The 26886-nt window shown below is 64.0% G+C and carries 18 protein-coding genes and 1 pseudogene; 4 read left to right on the top strand and 15 right to left on the bottom strand.

The features are described 5' to 3' along the window. From HV675_RS30170 to HV675_RS30160, 3 genes are all read right to left on the bottom strand, one after another. Positions 1-234 (bottom strand): dihydroxy-acid dehydratase domain-containing protein (locus tag HV675_RS30170; RefSeq protein ID WP_175115118.1); only part of this gene is annotated, 234 nt, incomplete at its 3' end. 38 nt (positions 235-272) lie between these two features. Further along, the gene (locus HV675_RS30165; RefSeq protein WP_175115117.1) at positions 273-1208 is read right to left on the bottom strand and encodes a dihydrodipicolinate synthase family protein; all 936 of its coding nucleotides are present in this window, start codon (positions 1206-1208) and stop codon (positions 273-275) included. Positions 1209-1612: 404 nt separating this feature from the next. Continuing rightward, positions 1613-2302 (bottom strand): FadR/GntR family transcriptional regulator, encoded by a 690-nt coding sequence (locus tag HV675_RS30160; RefSeq protein ID WP_175115116.1) that lies wholly within the window; start codon positions 2300-2302, stop codon positions 1613-1615. A 429-nt stretch (positions 2303-2731) separates the two neighbouring features. Between HV675_RS30160 and HV675_RS30155 the strand changes: the two genes are divergently transcribed. After that, positions 2732-4300, top strand: a complete 1569-nt coding sequence (locus HV675_RS30155) for a S53 family peptidase (RefSeq protein ID WP_175115115.1) — start codon at positions 2732-2734, stop codon at positions 4298-4300. 310 nt (positions 4301-4610) lie between these two features. Here HV675_RS30155 and HV675_RS30150 read toward each other — a convergent pair whose 3' ends face one another. The 12 genes from HV675_RS30150 to HV675_RS30095 all read right to left on the bottom strand — a co-directional run bounded on the left by HV675_RS30150 (position 4611) and on the right by HV675_RS30095 (position 23613). Beyond that, entirely contained in the window at positions 4611-5399 is a 789-nt protein-coding gene (locus tag HV675_RS30150) for a type II secretion system protein (protein WP_175115114.1), read from the bottom strand. Further along, positions 5399-5785, bottom strand: coding sequence for a type II secretion system protein (locus HV675_RS30145; protein WP_175115113.1), 387 nt, complete (start codon positions 5783-5785; stop codon positions 5399-5401). The genes HV675_RS30150 and HV675_RS30145 overlap by 1 nt, the downstream gene beginning before the upstream one ends. 5 nt (positions 5786-5790) lie before the next feature. After that, the gene (locus HV675_RS30140) at positions 5791-6315 is read right to left on the bottom strand and encodes a type II secretion system protein (RefSeq protein WP_175115120.1); all 525 of its coding nucleotides are present in this window, start codon (positions 6313-6315) and stop codon (positions 5791-5793) included. After that, positions 6315-8807 carry a secretin N-terminal domain-containing protein gene (locus tag HV675_RS30135; protein WP_246270637.1) on the bottom strand — a complete coding sequence of 831 codons (2493 nt, stop codon included), beginning with the start codon at positions 8805-8807 and terminating at the stop codon, positions 6315-6317. The genes HV675_RS30140 and HV675_RS30135 overlap by 1 nt, the downstream gene beginning before the upstream one ends. Before the next feature lie 157 nt (positions 8808-8964). Then, positions 8965-9489 (bottom strand): hypothetical protein, encoded by a 525-nt coding sequence (locus tag HV675_RS30130; RefSeq protein ID WP_175115111.1) that lies wholly within the window; start codon positions 9487-9489, stop codon positions 8965-8967. Further along, positions 9486-10085, bottom strand: a complete 600-nt coding sequence (locus tag HV675_RS30125) for a hypothetical protein (RefSeq protein WP_175115110.1) — start codon at positions 10083-10085, stop codon at positions 9486-9488. Before HV675_RS30125 ends, HV675_RS30130 begins: the two co-directional genes overlap by 4 nt. Continuing rightward, positions 10082-10651 (bottom strand): PilN domain-containing protein, encoded by a 570-nt coding sequence (locus tag HV675_RS30120; protein ID WP_246270636.1) that lies wholly within the window; start codon positions 10649-10651, stop codon positions 10082-10084. The genes HV675_RS30125 and HV675_RS30120 overlap by 4 nt, the downstream gene beginning before the upstream one ends. Beyond that, positions 10630-11487 carry a hypothetical protein gene (locus HV675_RS30115; protein ID WP_175115109.1) on the bottom strand — a complete coding sequence of 286 codons (858 nt, stop codon included), beginning with the start codon at positions 11485-11487 and terminating at the stop codon, positions 10630-10632. The genes HV675_RS30120 and HV675_RS30115 overlap by 22 nt, the downstream gene beginning before the upstream one ends. A gap of 229 nt (positions 11488-11716) precedes the next feature. Next, on the bottom strand, positions 11717-13501 hold the full coding sequence (locus HV675_RS30110; protein ID WP_175115108.1) for a GspE/PulE family protein: 1785 nt from the start codon (positions 13499-13501) through the stop codon (positions 11717-11719). After that, a complete protein-coding gene (locus tag HV675_RS30105; RefSeq protein ID WP_175115107.1) occupies positions 13498-14685 on the bottom strand; it encodes a type II secretion system F family protein in 1188 nt (395 codons plus the stop codon). The genes HV675_RS30110 and HV675_RS30105 overlap by 4 nt, the downstream gene beginning before the upstream one ends. 106 nt (positions 14686-14791) lie before the next feature. After that, positions 14792-15271, bottom strand: coding sequence for a type II secretion system major pseudopilin GspG (gene gspG, locus HV675_RS30100; protein WP_175115106.1), 480 nt, complete (start codon positions 15269-15271; stop codon positions 14792-14794). A 71-nt stretch (positions 15272-15342) separates the two neighbouring features. Beyond that, entirely contained in the window at positions 15343-23613 is an 8271-nt protein-coding gene (locus HV675_RS30095; RefSeq protein ID WP_175115105.1) for a discoidin domain-containing protein, read from the bottom strand. Positions 23614-24553: 940 nt separating this feature from the next. Between HV675_RS30095 and HV675_RS30090 the strand changes: the two genes are divergently transcribed. The 3 genes and pseudogenes from HV675_RS30090 to HV675_RS32695 form a co-directional block, all read left to right on the top strand. Continuing rightward, a complete protein-coding gene (locus tag HV675_RS30090) occupies positions 24554-25405 on the top strand; it encodes an IclR family transcriptional regulator (protein ID WP_175115104.1) in 852 nt (283 codons plus the stop codon). After that, positions 25398-26699 carry an MFS transporter gene (locus tag HV675_RS30085; RefSeq protein ID WP_175115103.1) on the top strand — a complete coding sequence of 434 codons (1302 nt, stop codon included), beginning with the start codon at positions 25398-25400 and terminating at the stop codon, positions 26697-26699. The genes HV675_RS30090 and HV675_RS30085 overlap by 8 nt, the downstream gene beginning before the upstream one ends. 70 nt (positions 26700-26769) lie before the next feature. Beyond that, a pseudogene (locus HV675_RS32695) lies at positions 26770-26886 on the top strand (amidohydrolase family protein); the annotation flags it as partial.

Here is a 26886-nt window from a genome sequence, read left to right as displayed (position 1 = left end):
GCCCGCCTGCCAGATGCCGCGCTTCACTTCATCGACGCGCTGCTTGAAGTGCGTGTGGCACGGGTTCATCTCGCTCCACGTGTTCAGGATCGCGATGACCGGCTTGCCCGCATACTCTTCGCGGCTGTAGCCCATCTGCGAGGTGCGCGAGCGATGGCCGAACGAACGCAGGTCGTTCACGCCATACCAGCGATGGCTGCGCAATTCTTCGGGCGTCTTCTTCTTGATGCTCACGTCGCACTGCTCCAGAAAATTCTAAGCAAACCCGCGCTTCAGGCGTTCGCGGAAAGCTCGCGCTCGAACGCGAGCAGCGCTTTCGCCGCGGCGTCGATATCGGCGTGATGCTTCTCGTGGGTGCTGCTCAGCAGCGGCAGGATCGTGCCCATATCGGCGATGCCCGACATCGTCACCGCGTCGTGCAGCACGCAGATCAGCGAAAGTTGATCGCGCAACGTTTCGAGCGGCATGCACGCGTCGTAGATGCGCTGCGCTTCGGCGGCGCGGGACGGATCGCGCGCCGCTTGCAGCAGCGTGCTTACCGAGTGCGGCGCGATGCAGCCGGAACCGGTGGTCCATGCGGCGAGGCCGAAGTCGCGCACATGCGTGAGCGCGGGACGCTCGCCCATGCCGGACACCACGCGCGCTTTGTCCACGCTTTGCAGCAGGCGCCGCAGGTACGGATCCTGAGCCGGGTTCTCGCGGACGATCGCGTACTTCACGGCGATCAGCGTGCCACGGTCGATCAGACGCGCGAGCGTGTCGACGTCGACATAGTTTTCGCTCTTGATGTACAGCGTGAGCGGAATGCCTGCCGTATCGACGATGCGCGTGAGCCCCGCCTCGACGCCTTCGGGCGTCGTGAAGCCGGCGAGCGGCAGCACCATGGCCGTCTGATACTGCGTCTGCGCGAGGATGCGCGCCTGGTCGAGCATCTTGCCGAAGTCGGGGCCGATTGCCGGAATCACGCGCGTGGTCGGCGCCGTATTTTCGGCAAGCATGTCAAGCAACTCGCGGTACTCGCTGGTCGCAACGTGATAGAAGTTTGCGTTGCCGCCGTACAGCAGCGTGCGCATGCCGCCGGCTTCGATATGGCGGATCAGACGCTGGTTCTCGGCGACGTCAAGCGACAGGTCGGCACGGCGGGCGAGCGGCGGGACCGCCATTACGGTCGACGCGAATTCGCTCTCGGTGATCGGGGATACGTTCATGGAGTCTCGTAAGCGGATTGATTCTTCTGACGGCCGCAACGATAGCATCGGCCGTTTGATGTTGTCAAACAACATTGGAGAATGGTCAAATGCTGCAGTGCATCGCCTGACAACTTGGCTAGCGAACTGGGGATGGGGACAGGTTTCAACTGGCCGCGATCAGGGTCCTAAGCCGGCTCGCCGTGTGCGTTAGGCGAGACGGGCAGGCTCAGCGGGCTGGCCTCGAATGGGCTGATTCGAGCGGGCTGGTTTCTGTGGGCTCGAGTGCGTGGTTCGTGCAGGCCGTTCCAAACCGGCCGCCCCAACACGCGAGCGGCCCATGAGCAACGCCCGTGCTTCCGGCGTCACCCATGGGCCGTCGCGAGCCGGCTACCCGATCCGGCCGCTATCTCGCGTTCTGTCGCTCATGCGCCGAACATACGCGCCATCGCGTTTTCCAGATGCGTGCGCATCGCCTGCTCCGCGCCGCTCGCATCGTGCCGGCGGATCGCTTCGAGCACCGCGAGATGCTCCTGCTGCACGAGTTCCTGCCGCTCGATCGACTTCACCAGCGACAGGTTGCGCGACAGGTTCATGCTGAATTCGACCTGCTCGTGGATGATTGAAAGCGACGTAATGAAGAACTGATTTTTCGATGCGCGCTCCACGGCCAGATGGAACGCGAAGTCGTCCTTCGCGCCGATGCCCTCGGTCCGGATGACCTGCTGAAGGTTGTCCCACTGGCGCTGGATCGCGTCGAGGTCGGCTTCGTCGGCCTTCTGCGCGGCCAGAGCCGCGCCGCCCGACTCGGTGACGACGCGAAATTCGTAGCAACGCCGGATGTCCGACAAGCTTTCCAGCGGCGCGAAGCGGCGCAAGTCCGGATCGGGCCGGCGCATCACGGTCGTGCCGGAGCCGTGCCGCGTCGCGATGATGCCGTCCGCGCGCAGCTGCGCGAGTGCCTCGCGCACCGTCGGGCGCGAGGTTTCAAAGCGTTCGGCCAGCGCATGCTCGGTCGGCAGCCGGTCTCCCTCGCGATATTCACCCTCGATAATGCGATTCAGGATGTCGGTATAGATCCTGCCCGGCATGCCGGAGGACTTGCGTTCATTCATGGTGCGCGGGGGGGGGAAGTGGTAGCGTTCTGGCCGAGTTGTCAGGCAAAGTCTACTCAATGCGAATCTTGATTGGCAAGTAGGGCTGACCGGACGAAGGCGCCGATGCGGTTTGTAAAGCAGACGCAAGCCGCTTTGCAAACTCGCGCGCGATTCAGCGAAACACCATGCGATTGCTTGCGCGACATCAGTCCGGGACGGGTTGTGTAGCGACAGTCAAGCCAGCCTCAAAAAAGTTAGGCATTCGAACCATATTGCGAACTGACTTCGGGTGCGTAAGCATGCGAGTGAATTCTCAACGCGGCAATCGCGCAGACCTGGCTCGAATCCACTTTATCGCAACGACCCGCCCACGATTAAACATCCGGAATAGACCACACGGTCAGATGTTTTCAAAGCGTCACGACCATCTTGAACGGAGGTTTTCTCATGGCAAAGCACACTGTTTCGGGAAGCGAGCGTCATCCGGTGGAAGGTTCGAAAAAAATCGATGCGGCGAATCCGCGTGAAGAAATAGAAGTCAGGCTGAAGCTGCGACGCAGGAACGACGCGGCGTATCAGGAACTGGTGCACCGCCTCGAGATGGGCGAAAGCGTACCGACAATGAGCCGAAAGGACTTCGCAGACCGGTTCGGAACCGACGCTGCGGATTGCAAGAAGGTTCATGAATTCGCGGCCGCGCATGGCTTCAAGGTGGTCCGCGAACTTCCGCAATCCCATCTGATGGTGCTGGCCGGCACCGTCGCCGATTTTCAGAAAAGCTTCGGCGTCACGCTCGACATCTACGACCATCCGACGCTCGGCAAATATCGCGGTCGCACCGGTTCGATCCAGCTCCCCGACGAACTCAGCGAGATCGTGACGGCGGTACTCGGACTGGACAATCGCCCGCAGGCCCGTCCTCATATCCATACACGTCCGGATGCAACCTCAACTCAGCATGAGCAACCGCGCATCGCGTTTTCACCCTTGCAGCTCGTTCCCCACTACCGCTTTCCCGAAGGCGATGGCCGTGGGCAATGCATCGGCATCATCGAGCTGGGCGGCGGCTATCGGGAAACGGATCTGGATGCCTACTTCGGCCTGCTCGGTGTGCCCTTACCCGAGGTCGTGCCGATCGGTATCGGGCGTGCGACCAATCAGCCGGACAATGACCCCCAAGGCGCCGACTTCGAGGTCGCTCTCGATGTCGAGATATGCGGCGCGGTCGCGCCCGGCGCAAAGCTCGCCGTCTATTTCGCCGAGAACACCGATGCTGGCTTTGTCGAAGCGCTGAACACCGCGATCCACGATGTCGACAACCGGCCCTCGGTCATCTCGATCAGTTGGGGCGGCCCGGAAACGGAAGCGACGAAGCAGTTCGTGGCGCGCATGAACGAAGCGCTGCAGATGGCTGCGCTGCTCGGCATCACGGTGTGCATCTCGTCCGGCGATAGCGGGTCACACGATGCGGGCCCGCGCAAACCCGATGGCGTCGATTTTCCGGCGTCCAGCCCCTTTGCGCTCGCTTGCGGTGGCACACGGATTCAGGCGCATGGCGATGCGGAAGAACGGGAGGTGGTCTGGAACGACGGAGTCAAAGGCGGCGCAACGGGCGGCGGGATCAGTTCGCTGTTCGAGCGGCCGGTATGGCAGAACGGTCTGTCGGCTTCGCCGACGAAGGGGCGCGCCGTCGCCTTGACGCATCGCGGCGTGCCCGATGTGGCGGGCAACGCGTCGCCCGCATCGGGCTACCGGGTTCTGCTGAACGGCAGAGTGGGCGTGGCCGGCGGCACGAGTGCGGTCGCGCCGCTTTGGGCGGCGCTGATTGCGCGAATCAATAGCCTCAAAGGCGAACCGGTCGGCTTCATCACGCCGCGACTCTATCGGCACCCCGACGTCTGCAAGGACATCCTTCACGGCAACAACGGCGGCTTTGCCGGCGCCAAAGGATGGGATGCGTGTACGGGTATCGGCGTGCCCGATGGGGAAAAGATCGCCAAGCACCTGGGTGTTTGACAGCGGTGTTGTGTCGCCAGCGGTCGGCAGGCGGCGGCTGGCGGTCACGATGCCGTGGATGATTGGCTATCGATGGGGCCATGCTGTGTGTAGACGTGGTCACCCTCGCCCGGTTTGTTTGCACAGCGACCGCCGCAATAACGCGAAAAAGAGGAACGTGAACGAGATGTACACGAAAGCGATCGCAATGCCGCCTATCCGTCCGACCGCCGACTTCTACCGCCACCGCGTAACGCGCCTATATTGCAGCGTTGCTTGAGCGACGCCACCAGGCAGAGCCATGCGTGCGATATTGCTGCCGCACACGAGCCTAAGGTTGAGATGAGCCCTCATCCCCCCGGTTCGACTGACCGCCATTCGACGACGCTCCACCAAACGGCGAGTTATTGAACATCGAGTTGCCGGGCGAAAAGCCGTTCGACGAGTTGCCATCAAACGGGCTGCCGCCGTTCGGCTGTGAGCTGCCCGGTTGTGTTCCGCCGAACGGAGAACCGCCAGAGGACGCACCACCAAAAGGCGCATCCCCGAACGGCGCACCACCACCATTCGCCCCCCCGGGCGCGACGCCATTCGTCGCCGCCGGGTCCACCGGCCGCGCCCCCTGCGTCAGCGCCGGAAAGCGCGCGACAAACACCCAGTCCGTATAACTCTTCTTGTTTTCAAACCCTTGAAAGGCCGGCGAAAACTGCTTCAGCTGGATCGGATGCGCATGTGACGCACTATGAATGCCGACAATTGTCTGCCCATCAGGCGACTTCACGATCACCCAATCCGCTTTACCCGTCATCGGGTCTTCGTAGATCCTGCGCAAATGCCGCACCACATTCGGATAGCGCGGATCGCGCAGCAACTCTTCAAGCGTGCGCGGCTGTGTCGGCTGCCCGATCGGCGTCGCCGACGAAAAGCTCATCAGCGCCCGCTGGAATTCGTTGCCGACCGCCAGCAATTCCTTTTCCGCCATCCGCCGCTGATAAATCGCGCCCAACTCCGCCGACGCGGCAGCCGTCACACCGACGATCGCAATCAGGATCAGCAGCCCGAGATAAGCGTACCCGCGTGGCGCGCGGCGACACCGCCCGATGCGGCGAGCACGTCGCATCACATCGCCCCATAGGGCGTGCCATCGGCATTCGTGCCTTCGGCACCGCTCTTGAGGTCGTACACGTTGCCCGGGAATTGCTCTTCGGGCGCGACGATCTGCCAGGTCGCCGCGCTGTCGGCAACCGGATCGAACGGCAGCGCGCGCAAATAATGCTTGTCGACAAGCTCCTGCAGCGAGTCCGGATAGCGCCCCTGGTCCCCATAGAACTGATCGATCGCAATACGCGTCACATGCAGGTTTTGCGCGAGCACCTTTTCCTTCGATGAGTTGATCGAATGAAAATATTCGGGCAACGCGAGCGTCAGCATCAACGCGATGATCGCCAGCACGATCAGCAGTTCGATCAGCGTGAAGCCGCCCTTACGCTTGCCCCACCGTCGCATCGTATTCACCATTTTCGGTAAGGAATGCCATCGAGTCCGACGCCGTTCGACATCGAATACACGTCGTACACGTCGTCGCCTTCCTGCGGATCGTCCGCCTCGCTCGCGTACGCACGTTTGCCCCACGTCGCCGAGTCGCCGAGTTGTGCATCGTGGTTCATCGGGTCGCGCGGCACGCGGCGCAAAAAGAATATCTTGTGCCCTTTCGGGTCGGTCTGATCCGGCACACCCTGCACCAGCAGGTCGAGCGTCGGCGGATACTCGGTCGAACCGGCTTCCTTCGCGATGCGCCCATCCTTGCTCGCGGTGTGATACGCATCGATCGCATCGCGTATCGTGTGCAGCGCCGAGCGGAGTTCCTGTTCGCGTTCGCGTTGACGCATGACCTGTGCGACCGGCACGGTCATGCTCGCCAGCACGCCGAGTATCGCGAGCGTCACCAGCAGTTCGATCAGCGTAAAGCCGCGTGCGCGCTGAAGGCGCCGGCGGTACCGATGGCTCGCTGCCAGGCGTTGCGCACGCTCCCGCATCATCTCGGATTCACCGTCAGGTCGTACGGCGACGGCTGCACCGTCGTGATCGGGATGCCGGTCAAGCCGAGCATCGTGCCCGGCTGCACCTGCACCGTAGTCTGCGACGTGGGCGCGAGAGCACGGAACGTCAGCACCGCATAGGTCGCTTGCGCGGACGCGCCGGCGCCGCTCGACACCGAATCCGACAGACTGATCTGCCCGTTCTGTCCGACGCGACTCGAAAAGTTGGTCGGCGTGCCGCCCTGTTTCAGGAAGTCGCCTTCGCTGACGCCGGTGAACTGCAGCTTCGTGCTGTCGAACGTGACGTTCGCGGGCACAATCATCACCGGCTGGTCCGACTGCATCAGCACCGTTACGGATACCGAATCACCCACCTTCACCTGGGCCGGCCCTTCGACCGTCATCTGCGCGGTGCCCGTGCTGGGCGCGCCGCCCGCGACAATCGGTGCGCCGCCATCCGCGATGCCGCCAAAGCCGCTGCCGCCCGCCATGCCGCTACCCGCACTGCCGGAGCCTTGCGGATAGTTCGAGCCGAGTCCGTTGAGGCCATTCGCGTTTGACCCGCCCGTTCCGCTGCCGGAGGACTTCGACGATGCATTCGACGTCGACGACGAACCGCTGCTGGACGAGAACGACGAAGCACTGCTGATGCCGTTCGATTGCACGAGGCTTTGCGAGTTGGTCTCCGTGCCGGCCGAGAAGTACGCGGATGCGGCGTCTGGCCGCTGGATATTGCGGATCAGATGCGGCGTGATCGCCAGCACGATTTCAGTATTCTTGTCGTCGTCGGTGGTTGCGCCGAAGAGCCGCCCGAGCACCGGCAACTGGCCGAAGCCGGGAATCTTGTTGCCCGACGTGCGCTCCTCGGTGTCGATCAGCCCCGCAAGCACATCCGTTTCGCCGTTTTTCAGCTGCAGCACCGTGCTCGCCGTGCGCGTGCCGATTTCATACGCCGTGGTGCCCGACGTGCCCGGGATCACATTGAGCAGGCTGCTCACCTCGAGCGCGACCTTGATGCCGACCGAATTGTCGAGATAGATGGACGGCTCGACGTTCAGCGTGAGGCCCACGTCGATATAGTTGACCGACTGCGACACAAAGCCTGTCGAGGTCGCGGTCGACGTGATGTTCGGCACGCGCTCGCCGATCAGGATCTTCGCCTTTTCGTGATTGCGCACGCGAATGCGCGGATTGGTCAGCAGCCGCGCATTCGAATCGACGGTGTTCGCGTTGATCGTCGCCTGAATCTGCGAGACGCCAAGCGTCTTCGATGTCTGATGGAACAGGTCGTTCAGCGACAGCGCAGGCGGGTTGGTGCCACTCGTCGTCGGTATGCCGAACGAGCCGCCGCCGAACGGATTGCTGGAACCGCTCTGGTTATTCTGGCCGTTGTTCGAAATCACGCTGCCAAGCGGCAACGGCGTCAGCGTGACCGAGCCCGGCCACTGCACGCCGAGGTCCTGTGTGCTGTTGCGCTGCACTTCCAGCACTTCGACTTCGAGCATCACTTCGGGCTCCGGCACATCTTCGAGCGCGACAAGCCGCTCCGCCATATGGATCACATCCGGCGTGTCGCGCACAATCACCATATTGAGCTTCTCGTCGATCACGATGTCATGCGCTTTCAGGATCGTCTTCAGCGTATTGGCCACCGTCTTCGCTTCCGCGTTCGACAGAAAGAACGTGCGTACCGCAAGCTCCTGATAATCCTTCAGCTTCGCCGGCGTATTCGGATAGATCAGCACCGTGTTCTCATCGAGCACCTGCTGTGCGAGCTGGTTGGTCGCAAGCACGTAACGCACCGCGGCTTCGATCGTGCTGTTGCGCAGAAAGATCGACGTATGCTGGTCCGTATGCACATCCTTGTCGAACAGGAAGTTCATATTCGCGCTGCGCGCGATCACGTCGAACACCTGCTTGAGCGTCGCATCCTTGAAGTCGATATGAATCGGCCTGCGGTACGCGCTCGCGAGCGCCGCCTCGACACGCGTCGCCGCCGGGTCGAGTGTGATCTGACGTTGCAGCGCGAGCGCCCGCGTGTGTCCCGGCGATTCGGTCAGCACCTGCGCGAGCACGCGGCGCGCGCCGTCGAGGTCGTGCTTTGACGCCGTCGCCTGCGCCTGATCGACGAGCCCGTCGAGTCTTGCCGCCTGATCGAGCGCGGCGAGGCCCGCAAGCGCGCGCTCGTTCGACGGGTCGAGCGTCAGCGCGTGCTGATACGCCTTGCGCGCGGCGTCGCGCGCGCCGGTCGCGGCGAGCCGGTCGCCCTGCTCGTCATCGTGGGCGAGCGCGTTTTCGCGCACCGCAAGCCAGGTCTCGCGGTATTGCGCATCGTGCGGGTCCTGCGTCATCGCGTCCTGCAGCTTGGCAAGCCCTTCGTCGACTTTGCCCTGCGCGACGAAATCCGCGCCTGCGCGATAAGACTTTTCCGCTGCGCAGCCCACCAGCAGCACCGGCAGCGCAATAAGCAGCACGAGAGGCGCGAGCACCCGGCGCGCTTGCCGATACGACTGCAAGCGCGGCTGCGAGCGCGGTTTTCGCCGCGCTTCACACCGCGCGCCGCCGCAAAGACCCCGACGTCCGTTCTGTTTTGATGATTGCGTTTGCAACGACTTCTTCCTTTAGTTGCTTTATCGTGTCGCGTGGTCAATCGGCGTTGCCGATATCGATCGTCTGGACCTGCTTGAGCGGGAGGTACATCAGCGTCAGCGTCGGCGGCTTGATCGCGTCGACCCGGTAGTTCGCGTCGATCATCGACTTGTCGCGCACGATCACCGTCTCGTCACCGCGCGAGAGGTAAACCTCCCACGTGCCGTCCGCGGCCTTCTTGCCGATATACGTGAACGGCATGAGCGGCGCGATCGGCGCCGACGGCAGCGGCGGCATCTGCGCGCCCGCGGGCGCGACCGACGGCAGCGCCGGCGCCCACGACTGGCTGCCGAATAGTTCGTGATGGCCGTCGCCGGCGGAGCCGAACAGGTCCTTGCGCGCACGCAGCGCGGCGATCGCGACGAGCGGCGCGCCGTCCGTGCTCGCAGCCGGTGCCGCATCGGCCCGGCTCGCGCGCGGCGCCGCTTCGACGACCTGGTCCGGCGCATCGTGATTGCCGAACATCAGCAGCCCGCCGCAGACGACGAACGCGACGCCAAGCGCCGCATGCAAAGGCTTCATCGACGTGCCTCGCCTGCCGCAACGAGGGTCGTGCCCGGCGTCGCCGGACGCAGGAACACCGTGAACCGCAGGCTGGCTTCGACGGTCTGGTCATTCGCCGAACTGCGTTTGAAGCGCATGTCTTCGAGCGCCGCGTACGGCACCGTCAGCAGGACTTTTTCACAGAAGCGCCGCAGCCGCGCATAGTCGCCTTTGACCGGCAAGACGATCGTGTAAGTCTCGAAGCGTCCGGCCGTGTCGCGCGCCGGCTTGTATTCGGTCTTGTCCAGCGTCACGCCGGTCTCGCTCGCCGCATCGAACAGATGCATCACGATCTGCTCGGTATGACCCGCATCGCCGAGCGCCGCATAAAAAGCGGCGAGCCGTTCGGCGGCCAGCACTTGCGGCGAGATCACCGGCGCGGGCGGCGGCGCCGAGCGCGCGCGCGCGACCGCATGCGCCTGTTCGGCAATCCGGGCGGACCACGCGGGCAGCAGCCCGAACCACAGCGCGGCGGCGGCGAGCACCAGCGCGCCGGCCGCCAGCGCATCGGGTTTCGTGCGGCGCAGCGCGAGTTGTATCCACAACAGCGCGCGCGTGAGATTCGGCATCTTCATGATGCGGATCTCCGCCACTGCGCTTCGATCTGAAAGCGAATCACGCCGTCCATGTGATCTTTCGCCAGTTCATGCCGGACCAGATCGACGCGCTCGAAGAGCGGTTGCTGCTCGAGCGCTTTCAGGTAGCCGATCATTTCGTCGCTGTTGCTGCCTTCCGCTTCGATACGCAGCAGGGCGCGCCCCGCGTCCGGCGTGATCGACAGCAGCGCGACTTTCGCGGGCGTCGCGGCTTCGACCGCATCGAGAATGTCGTCCCATGGCAGGTTCAGGCGCGCGACGGCGGCATTGACGGCCGCACCCTGCTTCGCGTCGATCGGCCGGCTCGCCACGTTCGCGCGTGAGCGTGCGGCTTGCGCCGCGCGCGATGCGATGTGCTCCTGTTCGCGTTCGAGCGCGTCGAGCCGGCCGAACAGCTTATGCGCGCGCATGCCGGCCAGCACGCACGCGACGAGTGCGGCGAGCGCGATGCAACGCGCGAGCGGATGACTGCGATACAACTGCCGCCGCGCGCTCAGCGGCGCAAGGTCGATATGCAGACGTTTCATCGCGCGAGGCTGTCCCATGCGAGTTGCGCTGCGGGCGAGAGTCTCGCATCGCTCGACGCCGCGCGCACCGCGCGACCGTCGATGCATGCGCGCACCGCGATTTCGCCGTGATTCGCCGCACCGCTCGCGTCTCGCGCCGCACTGCCTGCCGACGCCGCGTCTGGCGCCTGCTGCTGCCAGATCTCGGGGCACGGCCCGTGCACATGCAACACCTTCGGCGCCGGCACGTTATCGAGCAACGCGGTGCGCGCCAGTTGCTCGTGCAACCATGCGAGCGGCGGCGCCTGTTCCGGCAGCATCAGGGTGCGCACGGCAGCGAGGCGCGAGCGCCGCGCCGGCCCCTCGACGACACCAAGCGTCAACGCGCCGTCGTGGAGCGTCGCGAGCCACGCGGCGCCGCCGACGCGGCGACGCCATCGGTTCCATGCGCCGACGAAGTTCGGCACCGTCGATACCAGACAGTTGCGCCGCGCGCGCGCCGCCAGATGCAATGCGGTATGCAGCCGCTGCGGCACCGCACAGGCGAGGAACGGTGCAGCGGCCTGCCAGTCCGCGACCAGTTGCCATGCGGCCGCCGATTCCCCGTAGAGCATCTGGAAACGCACTTCGGCGGCGGTGCGCAAATCCTGGAAGCGCGTGCCATTGGGCGGCGGCGTCACAATGAAATAGCGCACGAGGTCGTCGCCGAACGTCACGTGCACAGGCAGTGCGCCACCGCCCGCTTCGTCGAGCGCGTCGCCGATCTGCGCGGCGAGCTCATCGGGTGTCGCACGTAAGGACATATCGGGCCATGCACGTTCGATAAAAGCCGGAGCCGGCTTGCCCGCTACCAGCAACGCCGGGTTCGGGGGCACGCTGCTACTCGTGCGGGCGTGCGCGCCAGCGCTCGCATCGGCGCCCGCACGCCGCGCGCCGAACAAACCCGCACCACTACGCGTTGCCGCACCGCGCGCCGTTTCCGTACGAAGCACGGCCACGCCGGCGCGCGACAAACCCAGCCGAAACTTCCCGCGCTGCCAGAGCTGCAAGCGCGGCAACGAACCCCGCGGCATTTCGCGCGACAGATTCCTGCGCATCCATCCGTCACGCATTGAGGGTCACCCGTTTCACTTCGGCCAGCGTCGTCTCGCCGCGCTTCACCTGCGCGAGCGCCACTTCGCGCAAATGGCGCGTGCCGTTGCGGCGCGCGACTTCCTTGATCATGCGGATCGGCTGTTTTTCCACCACCATGTCACGTATCTCGTCATCGAGAATCAGAATCTCGGCAATCGCGCGGCGGCCGCGATATCCGGTGCCGCGGCAATCGCCGCAACCGGCGCCCTGGCGGAAATCGAAATCGGCGACCTCCGCACGCGTGAGGTTCAGGCGCGCCAGTTCCGCATCGCTCGGCGTATAAGGTGTCGCGCAATGCGTGCAGGTCATGCGCAGGAGCCGCTGCGCCCAGATGCCGTTCAACGCGGACACGAATGCATACGGGTCGATGCCCATATGACTGAAGCGGCCGAACACGTCGAACACATTGTTCGCGTGCACCGTCGTCAGCACGAGGTGGCCTGTCAGCGCGGACTGCACCGCGATCTCCGCGGTTTCGCGGTCGCGAATTTCACCGACCATGATCTTGTCCGGGTCGTGCCGCAGAATCGAGCGCAGGCCGCGCGCAAACGTCAAACCCTTCTTCTCGTTCACCGGAATCTGCAAAATACCCGGCAGTTGATATTCGACCGGGTCCTCGATTGTGATGATCTTGTCGCGCCCGTTGTGAATTTCCGTGAGTGCCGCGTACAGCGTCGTGGTTTTGCCCGAGCCGGTCGGGCCCGTGACGAGCAGCATCCCATACGGCTCTTCCGCGAGACTGCGCAGCGCGACGAGCGACTCGCCGTCATAGCCGAGCGCTTCGAGCGTCAGCGAACCATATGCTTCGATCATTGCACGCTTGTCGAGAATACGGATCACCGCGTCCTCGCCATGAATGCTCGGCATGATCGACACGCGCAAATCGATATCGCGCCCGCCCGCCGCGACCCGGAAGCTGCCGTCCTGCGGCACGCGCCGCTCGGCAATATCGAGTTCGGCGAGCACTTTCAGGCGGGAAATAACCTGTTCCGCGGCTTCGACGCCGTGAATGTTCGCCGCCGCATCGAGCACGCCGTCGACGCGATACTTCAACGCGAGCCCCGTCGCGGTGCTCTCCATATGAATGTCGGACGCGCCGGCTTTCAGCGCGTCATACAGTGTCGAATTCACGAGCTTGACAGCCGGACTCGCCGCCTCGCTGACGGTCTCGAACGACAGCACCTGTGCGGTGCGCCCGTCGGCCCGCGCCTCGCCGCCGTCGGTGACCAGACTGTCGACCGCGCGCGCGGACTCTTCCATGCGCGTGTGATACGCCTGCAAGTCGGACGGCAGCGTGACGCGCATCTCGATCGCGGCGCCGGCCTGCGCGGCGAGCCATGTTTGCAGATCGAGATCGAATGGGCTCGTGACGACGCCGATCAGTGCGCCGTCATTGTTGTCGTCGCGCAGCAGCGCGCAACGGCGTTGCATCGCGCGCGACAGCGGCACGCGGTCGAACGCCGCCTGCATTGCCAGCATCGCGGGCGTCTCGATCACGCGCATCGCCAGTTGCGTCGCGAGCACCTGCAGCAGTTCGCGCGGTTCGACGCCGGTCAGCGCTTCGAGCTCGACGATCAGATGCCGCTGCGTGGCCGATGCGGCCGCGCGGGCGCGCGCGAGCAATTCGGCGTCCAGTTGCAGCAACGGCGCAGCGGACGACACGTCGGGCCCGACCGGCGCCACAGACGCGTCGGACGCGTCGGACGCGACAGACGCGTCGGACGTCAACGGTAATACGGCCGCCGGTACGCTCATGACAGGCTCTCCGCGAGGTCGAAAATCGGCAGATACAGCAGAATCACGATCGTGCCGACCACCAGCCCGATCGCCGACATCAGCAGCGGTTCGAACAGGCGCGTGAAACGGTCGATCCAGCGGCTGATCTCGCCGTCGTAGAACTGTGCCGACTTGGTCAGCATGTTGCCCAGCTCGCCCGAGCGCTCGCCGACGCGCAGCATGCGCAGCGAGATCGGCGTGGTCAGCCCTTCCTTGTCGAACGCGGACGACAGGTTCGTGCCGGATTGCACAGCGGCGCGCGCGGCGATCAACCGTTCGCGCAACGCCGGCGAAATCGTGCCGCCCGCGGTCTCCATCGCCGCGACGATCGGAATGCCGCCTTCGAGCAGCATGCCGAGCGTCAGATAGAGCCGCGACAGCTGATAGATGCGCAGATGCGGGCCGATCACCGGAACGCGCGCCAGCAGGCTCGCGAGGCCGGCCTTCGCGATGGCCGCGCGCAGCAGCGTGCCGCCCGTGAAGCCGATCGCCACGGTTGCGGCAAGCAGCAACAGCCCATGTGCGGCGGCAAATTTTCCCCAGTCGAGCAGCACCTGCGACATCCACGGCAACGAGCGGCCGGTGCCTTCGTAAATGGTCGCAAAACGCGGTACCACATACGCGATCAGAAATGCCGCCACCCCGCCGCCGACACACAGCAGAATGCACGGATAGATCGCCGCACTGACAAGCTTGTTGCGCACGATGTCGATCCGCGACTGATAGTCGATATAGCGTTGCAGCGAGCGCGGCAAGTCGCTCGTGCCCTCCGCGGCCCGCACGATGCCGACGTAAAGCGGCGGGAACACATCCGGCTGCTCGGCAAGCAGGCTCGAAAAACGCTTGCCTTCACGCAGCCCGTTGAGCAGCCGTTCGAGCACGCCACGCAGGCGCCCGCTGCCTTCACGCTCGAGCAGCGCCTCGAGCCCTTCGACAATCGACAGCCCGGCCGTCAGCAGCGCCAGCAGTTCCTGGCTGAACAGCACGAGCGACAGACGGCCGCGCGACGCCGCGGGCCGGCGCAGCGAGCGGCGCGGCACGAGCCGCGTCGCATGCAGCCCGCGCGCTTCGACCTGGCGCCGCGCGTCGCGCTCGTCATGCGCATCGATCACGAGCGCGACAATCTGATTGTCGGGTGTGAGCGCTCTTACTTCGTATTGCATAGTGATCCGCCAACATCGTTGACAGCCGGGTTTACGGGCACAATGCCGGGGCACCCATACGGGCACGCCGGCATCGTTAGTTATGCTTCAGGTAGCCTGGATGTAACTATTCGCTGGTGATCTGACCGCTGTCTCCACTCGTACCCGACTGGTTCTCAGGGCCGTTCGAAATCACCGCATAGTCGCCCTTCGCGCCGGGAATCTTGTAGATATACGGATGCCCCCACGGGTCGAGCGGCACTTCCCGCTTCAGATACGGGCCGCCCCACTTGTCCGCGTTGGCCGGCTTCACGACGAGCGCGGTCAGCCCTTCCTGCGCAGTCGGATAACGGCCGACGTCGAGCCGGAAGTTATCGATCGCCTTCGTAAAGACATCGATCTGCGCATGCGCCACCGTCACCTGCGATTTACCCAGCTGTGCGAAGTAGCGCGGCCCGACCAGCGCCGCCAGCATGCCGATGATCACCAGCACCACCAGCAATTCGAGCAGCGTGAAGCCGCGCTGCTTCACCCGCCGCACAGCCGGCACGTGGACCCGTGTTTGCGCCTGATCCACCGCCGCACAACGCTTGCCAAACCGCGACATCGATACTCTCCTCGATGCGCCCGTCGTGCGGGCGCCATGATTTTTGCGAACGGCTACCTGCCGTGCGGCGCTCAGAAACCGATACCGAGCACCATGTGTTCCGGCTGCGGCGCAACGATCGTCGAGCTCGCATCCGACACGTCGTCATACGCGAACCCATACGCAAGCCCGCTGATGCCGTGATCGTGGAAGAAGCGCGCGTACTCGTTCGACGGTGCCGCCGCATACCACGCCGCCGGCGTCGCCCATTTCGTCACGTCTTCCATCACGTGACGGTTGAACGCCGCGCAGATCTGCGCCTCGATCGCGAGCTCCGTCGAGTTGCCGGTCGCCAGCGCGCCGCTGCCCTGCAGGATGTCCTGCGTGGTCGGCTTGTTGACCACATACGTGCCGCCGACGAACGCGCCGTTGTTCAGGTTGACCTCGGTGAACACCAGCTGGTCGCCCTGCACCTTGCCGACGAACTGACGGCTGTTGCCGAACATGTTCAGCACGAGGCTGTTCGACGTGTAGAGCTGCCACATCTGGTTCACATACGCGTCGAAGTAGTTGCCGTTCGGCTGACCCGCGGCAAAGCTGCCCTTGGCCGGCGCCATGATGCGGAACTGCGACGCCGGTTGCGGCTGGAACGCCTGCGACACTTCACTCGCATACGCGGCAAACAGGTCCGCACGCCGCTGCGTGATACCGGTCTGCTTGTGGAACGTATGGTTCGAGCCGTACACGTCTTCGGTCATCGGGAAACCGAACTCGTCGACCTGCGTGGTGTTCATCCACAAGCCGGTGTCGTTGTACGTGAACTCATACCAGTCGAAGTTCACGTTCAGGTTCGGATCGGTCGGGTTCTGCGGATTCGGGCCGGCAAAACCGATCTGGTTGTTCACGTCGGTCAGGATCTTCAGGAACACCGGGCTGCCGAGCGACACGTAGATACGCCCCGAGAACAGCTGCGGCAACTGCAGCGTCTTGCTCTGCGCGAGCGTGAACGCATAGTTCGCGTAGTTCTGTCCGTCCGGTCCGGTCAGGTGGCCCGGCTGGTCGTTGTCCGACACGGCGGACGCGACGATCGTGCCGTCCGGCTTCAACCACGCGAACTGGCCGGTGGCCGGGTCGCGTGCGATGACGAGCACGTACACCTTGTCGTCCGTATAGGCGCCGTTCGTGTTGTTCGCCAGATCGACGCTGACAAAGCCTGGCTTCACCGTGTACGTCGGGAACGTGCTGTCGACCGTCAGCTTCGCGTCGTTCGACGTCGCGGGACCGTTCGGGCCGGTCACGACGACGCTATACACCGCGCCGCTGTCGCCGGCCGCGGTGGCCGGCGTATCGTACGTGCGGCTCGTCGCATTCGCGATCGGCGCGCTGTTGCGCCGCCACTGATACGTGAACGGACCGCTGCCCGACGGCATCACTGCGAAGTGGCCGTTCTGGCCGACCGGCACCGTCTGGGCCGCCGGTTGTTCGACGAAGGCCGACACCGGCGCGCTCGACGTTGCGCCGCTGTTATACAGCTGGAACTCGAACAGCGAGTCGCCGTACTGCGTCGAACGCTGCGTCGCATACAACCGTACGTAGCGCGCGGTCACCGCCGAAAACTTCACGTCTTCGATACCGCCCTTGCCTTCGTCCTGCGTATAGACCGGCGTCCAGTTCTGGTTGTCGTTCGACGTCTGGATCTGATACTTGATGGCATGCGAATCCTGCCACTCCATTACCGCGCGATCGAAGGTTTGCGACGCACCGAGATCGACTTCAAGCCACTGCGGATCGGCGAACGCCGACGACCAGCGCGTGGTCGGGTCGCCATCCACCGCGGCTGACGCGGGCAGGCCGTCGTTTTCCACGCCGCTCGTGGTCGCCGCCTTGTGCAGCGCGAGATTCACCGTTGCCGCGACCGGCACGAAGCTCACACTGATCGTATGCGCCGCGTTCACGTTCGTGAACGTGTAGGACGACTGCACGCCCACTTCCTGGCCATCGACGAACATCGCGCCCACGCCGTAGCCTTGCGCCGGCACCGCCGTGAAAGTCTGCGAGCCGCCCTGATCGAGGTTGACCGTGCCCGCCGGGTTCAGCGTGCCGTTCGCATCGCCGGTCGCCGTAATCGCAAGCTTCGGCGTGGCCGCGTTCTTATAAACCTCGAACTCGAACAGCGAGTAGCCGTATTGCGACGCACGCTGCACGCCTTGCATGCGGATATAGCGCGCGGTCGACGCCTGCACCGCGAGATCCTCGGTGCCGCCCTTGCCCGCGCTCTGCGTGAAGATCGTAGTCCACGTCTTGTTGTCGTTCGACGCCTGAATCTGATACGCCTTGCCGTATGCGTTTTCCCAACGCAGCACGACACGGTCGAACGGCACCGACTGACCGAGATCGACCTCGAGCCATGCGTTGTCGTTGAAATCCGACGACCAGCGCGAGTTCAGATCGCCGTCGACCGCGGCAGCCGCAGGGTAACCGTCGCCCTGCGTGCCGCTCGCCGTCGCGAGCTTGCCCAGCGCCAGATTCGCGCTGGCCGATTGCGCCGGCTGGGTCGGGTTGGTGTTGTTGTTGCTACCCGTGTTGCCGGTGTCGCCACCCGTGCTGCCGCCGGTGTTGCCCGAGCCATTGCCCGGATCAGTCGTCCCGCCGGTGCCGGCGCCCGTATTGCCGCCGGTGCCGGTGTCGCCCGTCGGCACATCGAACACCTGGAACTCATACAGCGAGTAACCGTAAGCCGTGTTGCGCCTGGTGCCCACCATCTGAATGTAGCGTGCCGTGACGGTCTGGAACGAGATGTCCTCGATACCGCCCTTGCCCGCATCCTGCTCGAACACCGTCGTCCAGTTGTTGCCGTCGTTCGACGTCTGGATCGTGTACGCGATACCGAACGCATCCTGCCAGGCCAGCATCACACGGTTGAACGTGCGCGGCGTGCCGAAGTCGAGCCGGATAAACGACGGATCGACGAAGGCCGACGACCAGCGCGTATCCATCTTGCCGTCCACCGCGTTCGACGCCGGATAGCCGTCGTTTTCCAGGCCGCTGGAAGTCGCCAGCGCGCCCAACGCCAGGTTCACCGCCGCCGAGGCCGGACCGAAGCTCACGTTGATCGTATGCGGCGCGACCACATCGGGGAACGAATAGCTGTTGACGAGACCGACGCTCTTGCCGTCGACCACCACGTCCGTCACCGCGAAGCCATCGGCCGCCGTGAACGTGTAGTTCAGCGGACCGCCCTGATACACCTGCGTCGTGCCGGCCGGCGAGATCGTACCGCTGCCGCTCGAGGTCGCAGTGACCGGGAACTGCGGCGTATTCGCCGTGTTGTACAGACCGAACTCGAACAGCGAGTAGCCGAACTGCGTCGCACGCTTCGTGCCGAACACGCGCACGTAACGGGCCGTCGCTGCCGGGAAGCGCACGTCTTCGATGCCGCCCTTGCCGCCGGTTTCCGTGTACACCGGCGTCCAGTTCTTGGTGTCGCCGTCGTCGTTCGATACCTGAATCTGGTAATCGACCGCGAACGAATCCTGCCAGTTCATCACTGCACGATCGAAGGTTTGCACCGAGCCCAGATCGACCTGCAGCCACTGCGGATCGGCGAACGCCGACGACCAGCGCGTGCCGTCGTTGCCGTCGACCGCCTGCTGCGGCAGGTAGCCGTCGTTTTCGACCCCGCTCGTGGTTACCGCGCGGTTCAGCGCAAGGTTCACGGTCGAAGTCGGCGCACTGCCGCCATTACCGCCGTTGCCGCCGTTGCCCGGGTCACCGCCGCCGGTGTTGCCACCGCCGTTGCCCGGATCGCCGCCGCCCGTGTTGCCGCCGCCGTTGTTGCCGCCCTGGCCCGCGGCCACGACGGTCAGCGTCGCTGCCGCACTGTTCACACTGCCACCGCCATTGCTGACCGTAACCGTGATCATTGCGCCATTGTCGTTGGCGATAACCGTCGGCGACGTGACGAACAACGGAATCGTCGTGATCGCCACTGCCTTGCCGTTCTCGAACCACTGGTAGCTAATCGGCCCCGTGGTCTTCGGATCCACGCCGACTGTGAACTGCGCCGACTGTCCTTCGCTCACGGTCTGGCTGACCGGTTGCGCAGTGATGACCGGCGCCGCAGCCGACGGACCCGACACGCACAGCGCAGCGCCCGGCGTGTTGTTCTTGATACCGAACGTCGAGCCGCCGAGCGAGTCGACGATAAACGCGTCGCTCGTGTTGGCCGGCACATCGGTCGTCGTCCACGTGGTCCACGGCAGCGGGAACGCGCATTGGTTGAAGTTGGCGCGCGCCACCGTCAACGCTTCGTTCTGCGTCGGCACGCGCATGCCGAGCGACTGGCAGTACTGCTCCGCATTGGCCTGCACGAACTGGTCGCCCTGCTTCGGGAACGTCGTCGAGAACTGCTGCCACGTGAGGTTGCTCACGTTGTCGTGCACGGTCGGCACGAACGGACCGTCCGGCAGTTGCTGCGGCCACGGCGAATGATACGTGCCGGGCAGCGCCGGAATCTGCGTGTAACGCTCCGTGTTGGTCTGCGGATTGCAATTCGGCACATCGTAGACACCGAATTCATACAGCGAATAGCCGAACTGCGTGTGACGATGCTCGCCGAGCATGCGGACAAAGCGGGCCGACGTGCTGCTCAGCGGAATCTCTTCCGTGCCGCCCTTTCCTGCGGTCTGCGTGTAGATGGTCGTCCACTGCTTGTTGTCGCCGAGATCGTTCGACACCTGGATCTCGTACTGGTCGCCGTACGCGTTTTCCCACGCGAGCACGATCTGGTCGAACGTGCGCACCGTGCCGAAATCGAGCTGCACCCACGACGGATCGATGCCCTGCGCGGACGCCCAGCGCGTCGTGAAGTTGCCGTCGTTGACGAACTTCGGTCCGAGGCCGTCGTTCTCCACGCTGCTTGCCGTCGCGAGCGCGCCGATCGCGATGTTGGTCGCGCCGCCGCCACTCACCGTCAGCGTGGCCGGGCTGCTCGTCGCACTGCCGGCGCCGTTGCTGACCGTCACGACGTAACCGCCGTTGTCGGTATCGGTGGCCGACGTGATCGTCAGCGAGCTCGAATCCGTGCCGACCGGCGCGCCGTCGCGAGTCCACTTGTAATGCAGCGGATCCGAACCGCTCGCGCTCACCGTGAACGTCACGTTCTGGCCGAGCGTCACGCTCTGGCTGCGCGGCGGAATCAGGATGCTCGGCAACGTGCCTTCGCTCACCGTCAGCAGCGCGCCGGTCGAATTCACGAAGCCGGCGCTGTTCGACACCTGCGCGCTGAATTGCGCGCCGTTGTCCGCCGTCGTCATCGGCGGCGTGTCGTACACGTTGCGGTTCGCGCCGTCGATCAGCGTGCCGTTCCTGAACCACTTGTAGCTGAGCACCGGCGAGCCCGTCGCGAGCACCGAGAATTCAGCGGTGTTGCCCATCGTGATGTTCTGCGGCGCGGGCTGCGTGACGATCTTCGGCTGCGACGGCTGAACCACGGTCAGCGTCGCCGGATTGGACGTCTGCGTGCTGCTGCCGTTGCTCACCACGACCGAGTACGTGGACTGGTCGTCGATCGCCTGCAGCGTCGGCGTCGTATAGCTGAAGCCCGTCGCGCCCTGAATCTGCGCGCCGCTCCTCAGCCACTGGAATTTCAGCGGCGTCGAGCTGGCCGCGAGCACGTTGAAGCTCGCATTCAAACCGACCGTCGACGTCGTGTCGAGCGGCTGCGTGATGATCTGCAGGCCGGTCGCCTGCTGCGGCCCGATGATCAGGTCCTTGCCATCAAACGTTTGCGCGCTGCCGGTCGGGGCGACATCGAAGCTTGCCGTGCCGCCGCCCAGATTCGGCGAGCTCGCCGTCACGGTCACCGTCCCCGGCGTAAACGTGGTCCTCACGACAACCTGCGTGAGGCCGCCTTCCGCGAAGAGCTTGTGGTCGCCAGGCGAGTGGTAATTCAGAAGCTGACCATCCGACACATAGTGGTCGGCGCCGCCGCGATACTCGCCCGCCGCGCCATTGACCGCGAAGGTAATTTCCTGGCTCGCATCCGGCACCACGATGCCGTTCTTGTCCACCACGGCCGCCTTGATGATCGCGGCATCCGTCCCGTTCGCGGTCAGCACGAACTGCGTGCCGTCCGGCTTCACGAGCTGCGGTTCGACCGACAGCGCGATATGGTCCGGCGCGCCGGCCGTGACCAGCTGATCCTGCGTCACCACCTCCGCGCGGTCATTCAGGCACTCGGCCGTGAGCATGCCGGATTGCCACTGCACGCCACTCCAGTGCACCTGCCCCGGCAGCAGCGTGGTGTTCTGGGTCAGATCGGCGCTCGAGTCCGACGACGTCGGGTTCGGCGTCTGATCCGCGCCGATCTGTTGACCGTTGAGCAGCAGCCGCACGCCCGGGCAATTGCTGAACGCATTGACGGTGACGTCGCCCGAACGGTTCCACGTATGCGCGAGCTTGACCACCGGCTTGCGCTCGAACGGCGTCCAGACCGCTTCATAGATGTAGTAGAGCAGACGCGGGATGCGGTTGAAGTCCATCATCGACGCGCCGTTGCCGCGTACTTCGTTATTCGGCGTGCCGTCGACCTGATCGACGATCTCGCCCGGCGTATCCGCGAGGTACCAGTGCACGATACCCATCGACTGGATCTGCACGCTCTTCACCCAGTTGTTCACATACGGCGCAGCAAACTCGAGCTCGAAGTCGTACTTCGCACGGCCAACGCCGTTGCCCCAGTATTCGGAGCCCACCGATGGCGAATCGGGAAAGGAGTTCTTCACGCCGATATCGCAGCCGTCGCCGCTACAGCCGAGCAGATCGCCGTTCGCCGGATTCGGCGTGCGGTCCGCCTGCGCGCGCGTGTCGATCGGATCCCACGTCTGCGAGATCGCTTTGATTTCCTGCGCGAGCGACGTGACCATGCCGCCGTTGTTCGCTTCCCATGCGAGTATCGATGGGTGATTGCGATCATGAATGATCATGTCGCGGTGCAGCTCTTTCTTCAGCGTGACGTTGTTCGGCGTCGTCAGACAGCCGTCGGTGTCGGTTTCGTTCTGGCAAAGCGAGCCGAAGCCGCCCTCGCCGTCGCCGCTCGGCTGCAACATCATGATGCCGAACGCGTCGGCCGCGTCGAGCCAGTCCCGTCCCTGTGCCGAGTGGCCCGGACGATACAGCGCGCCGCCCGCCTGAGCGAGCAGCGACAGGTCGCGCCATTGCAGTTCCGGCGGCACGGCCGAGCCGAGCGCCGGGAAATCGTAGCGGCCCGACGCGCCGTGCAGATAGCGCGCATGGCCGTTGAAGATCGGGAAGTTCTTGTCCCACGTGAGCGTATGGATGCCGAGCGGCGTCGACTTCGCGTCGACCACCACGCCGTTGACGCTGATCGCGTGGATCACGTGGTACAGGTACGGGCCGCCGTTCGGATCGTTGTTCGGATACCAGAGCGTCGGGTTCGGGACCGTCATGGTCTGCACGAACGTGGTCGGATGCAGACCCGGTAAAACGTTTGCGGGAACGTTGTTAGTTTGCTGGTCTCGGGCGACGACCTGTCCGTTCGCGTCGACGATCTGCGTCGTCAAGGTCACGGACTGGTCGGTCGAGTTTTCGTTCAGCACATTGGTTTCGACGTGAATCGTCGCCGAAGACGTGCTGGCCGCCTGCGTCGCCACGTAGGTGCCCCACGTCTCGAGCACCGAGTAGACGTTTTCCGGAATGTGCACGCGGTCCACGATGTGCATCCACACCGGGCGGAACAGACCGGAATCGCTCTGGCCGAAGCGGAACGCGCCGCCGAAACTCGGCGCCTGGAAGAACGCGTCGTTGCGCGCGACCTTCACCGCGATCACGTTGTCGGTGCCATCGAAGTTCACATACGGCGTGGCGTCGACTTCGAATCCGATAAAGCCCATCACGTGGGTCGCGTTCGGATTGATCGCGCTGTTGCCCTTTATGAAGTGGCCGTTGATATAGACCTGTGCACCGACGTGCGCACCCTCGAACTCGATCAGGATCTTGCGATCCTGATACGACTGGTCCAGCTTGAAGTGCTTGCGGTACCAGGTGATGTTGCCGGTCAGTTCACCCTCGCCGCCGCCCGATTGCTCGTTGATGAACGTGTCGTCGTCGGACGGCGACTGCGGCACGCCCTTCTGGATCCAGCCGGAATCGTCAAATTCCGGGGTGGAAAAGGCCGTGCTGTCCGCGGTCTTCGTGTACATCCAGGGCGTCTGTCCGAGATTGATGTCGATCCGGTCCGATGCTGGCACAACGACGCTCGCGACGGCTTGCGTCGTGGCGAATAGCAGCAATAGCCAAAGAAGTGCAAGCGTGCCAGATAAATACCCAATGCGATTGCGCATCGTGATTTCCCTTCTTCTCGTTTTACTACGCATGGCTTTCTTTCGCATGATTCGGCAAAGCAGGCCGAAAGCGAACGTCGAATGTGAATTGGACGCTCAATCGAGCGCTATTTCCGGGTGGCTATGATCGGGTCTTCATTTCATCGTAAAGATTCGAAAGCGAAGCATCGAATACTAATACGAACTGTTTTTCGTAATGCAAGGTTTTGCGGCACGGGTTATGCGGTAACTTCGAGCCTATGGGAATGCCGGTTTGGCTCAGACGTTCTCGCGCCAAGCCAGGATGGGCGGTCGATTCAGCGAATCGGATGGCGCTCGCGTCGACGGCGGAAAAACGGGGGACGAGAAGATTGGCCAGTCGCTCTTGACTGGTCTTTTTCCGGCCAAATTTTACTATTAGTAATTTTTTAGAGGTTTTTTGTAATATTCAAGGAAGATCCGCACTCATGTCACTATGTGGTCAACGTCATACTTTCGTCATAATTTAGTTGGATTTTTTAAACTCGGGTCAAGCCTTTGCAATGTTCTTCCATGGTGCGCCGACGCGAATAACTTTCAGTGCTCTATCGCTCGACGATTAGCGCTCCGCAATGCTTTGTTTTAAAACTTTCCATGCGAGCCGGCGTGAAATCGCGTTGTCGTGCGAGCCGCCGCCGCACTGCCCGCTATACGACACGCGTCGCGTGAAGTCCTTCGCCGGGTTCGCATCGATATCCACCTCGACGACCGCGGTGTCGCGCGCGAGATCGGCACACCCGCGACGTCGAACGTAAAGGCGAGGGTGTGTTTGGGCAATCAATCGTTCGTTGTCTTGCGGACCGCTTCCCTGCCGCCTGCAATTTCCGACCGTCGCCGCGTTTGACACCGGTCGCACCGGTGCATTAGCATGGTTCTATCCAATGAATATTCATTCCACCTGGTAGAACACCGTGGAGACCTCATGCCTCGTTCCAGCGAGAGCGTCCGCACGCCACAAGGCGTGACCGCCAGCGGCATCGACGTGCTCGACCGCGCAGCGTCGATCCTTTTTGCATTCCGCCGCGACGACGACCCGCTCACGCTCACGCAGCTGTCCGAGCGCACCGGGCTCTATAAGAGCACGCTGTCGCGGCTCGCGCAGGCGCTCTGCCATCACCACCTGCTGATCCGGCGGGAAGACGGCCGTTACTGGGTCGGCGCTTCGGCCATGCGCCTGAGCGCCATCTACGAGGCAGGGCTCGATCTGAGCGACGTGCTGTTGCCGGTCATGAAAGAGCTGAATGCGCAAACCGGCGAAGCCGTGTCGTTTCACGTGCGCGAGCGCGATCACCGTGTATGCCTGTACCGGATCGCATCGCGTCATTCGATTCGCGCGGAAGTGCATCAAGGCGACGTGCAGCTGCTCGAACGCGGGGCGGGTGGCCGCGTGCTGCTCGCTTTTTCCGGCGAGCCGGGCATGCCGTACGACGACGTCCGCACGCACTATGTGTATCTGTCGATGGGCGAGCGCGATCCGGAAACCTCGGGCATTTCCGCTCCGGTATTTCGTGTCGGGCAGGAGCTCGTCGGCGCGCTCGGCATCGTCGGTCCGGCAAGCCGCATGGGTATCGATGAAATGGAGCGTTACCGTCCACGTCTGTTGCAGTCCGCAGCCCACGCGACCGCCGCGCTCGGCGGCAACCCCGCACCTTTGCTTGCCGCGGCGGCTGCACCGCGCGCCGGCGCTCACGCACGAAAGACGCGCGCGCGTCCTTCATCCGCAGAAAGGCAACCCGCGCAATCCGGGAAGCCGGAGGAGAAACAGCATGGTTAAGTGGTACAGCGAGCTGACGAAGTCCGAGAAACGCACGTACTGGGCGTGCTTTAGCGGCTGGGGGCTCGATGCAATGGACACGCAGATGTACGCGCTCGCCATCCCGACCTTGATCGCACTGTGGGGCATGACGCGCGGCGAAGCCGGCCTGCTCGGCACGACGGTGCTGTTCATGGCGTCGCTTGGCGGCTGGATCGCCGGTATTCTGGCGGACCGCTATGGCCGCGTGCGCGTGCTGCAAATCACCATCTTGTGGTTCTCGTTTTTCACGCTGCTGTCCGCATTCACGAATTCGTTCGAGCAACTGATGATCACGCGCGGCCTGCAAGGGTTCGGTTTCGGCGGCGAATGGGCGGTCGGCGCGGTGCTGGTCAGCGAGACCATCCGCCCGCAGGTGCGCGGCCGCGCGGTCGGCTCGCTGCAGGCAGGCTGGGCAATCGGCTATGGCCTCGCGGTGCTGCTGTCCACCCTGCTCTTCAGTTTGCTCGAACCGTCGATGGCGTGGCGCGTGCTGTTCGCGGTCGGCATTCTGCCGACGCTGCTTGTCGTGTGGATTCGCCGCCATATCGAGGAAGCGCCGGTATTCGCGCAGAACCGCCGCCAGCACGCAGCGGACCGCCCGAGCGTGTGGGCCGTGTTCGAGCAACCGACGCGCGCCACCACGTTCAAGGCGATCCTGCTGACGTTCGGCATCTATGGCGGCAACTACGTGATGATCACCTGGCTGCCCGCGTATCTGAAACTCGTGCTGCATCTGTCGATCACCAATATCGGCGGCTACCTGGCGATCAACATTCTCGGCTCGTTTGCCGGCGCCTTCCTCAACGGCTGGATGGCCGACCGTTTCGGCCGCCGCCGCACGTTTGTCGTGATCGCGTGCCTGCAGGCGGTCGCCGTCGCGACGTACACGCTGGCGCCGATTACGCTGCCGGTCACGCTCGTGCTCGGCTTCGTGCTCGGCGCGCTGCAATCGGGCACCGCCGCAGGCACCGGCGCGTATATCGCCGAACTGTTCCCGACGCGCATTCGCGGATCGGCGCAAGGTTTGTGCGGCAACGCAGGCCGTGCGATCGGCGCGATCATGCCCACCCTGGTCGGCGTGCTGAGCGTGAAGCTCGAACTGGGTGCCGCGATGGGACTGTGCGCATGCGTGTCGTATCTGCTGGTGGTGACCGCTGCGCTGCTGCTGCCGGAAACGCGCGGGCGTGACCTCACGAATATGGTCGATGGCCCGAACCCGGAGTCGAGCCGTATCAATCACACGCACCGCGCCGACAATGCCGTGTCGCGCTAAGGATGCACCGCGACGCGGCACCGCAAGATCGCAGCACCGCAGCAGATTTCCATTCAACTGCAGTTAGCACATGATTATCGACATCCACGGTCACTACACGACCGCGCCGACATCGCTGGAAGCCTGGCGCAACCGCCAGATTGCAGCGATCGGCAACCCCGCTGCGATGCCGAAACCGTCCGGGTTG

The sequence above is a fragment of the Paraburkholderia solisilvae genome, from assembly GCF_902859875.1.
GTDB lineage: Bacteria > Pseudomonadota > Gammaproteobacteria > Burkholderiales > Burkholderiaceae > Paraburkholderia > Paraburkholderia solisilvae.
This window is presented reverse-complemented; position numbering and strand designations above follow the sequence as displayed.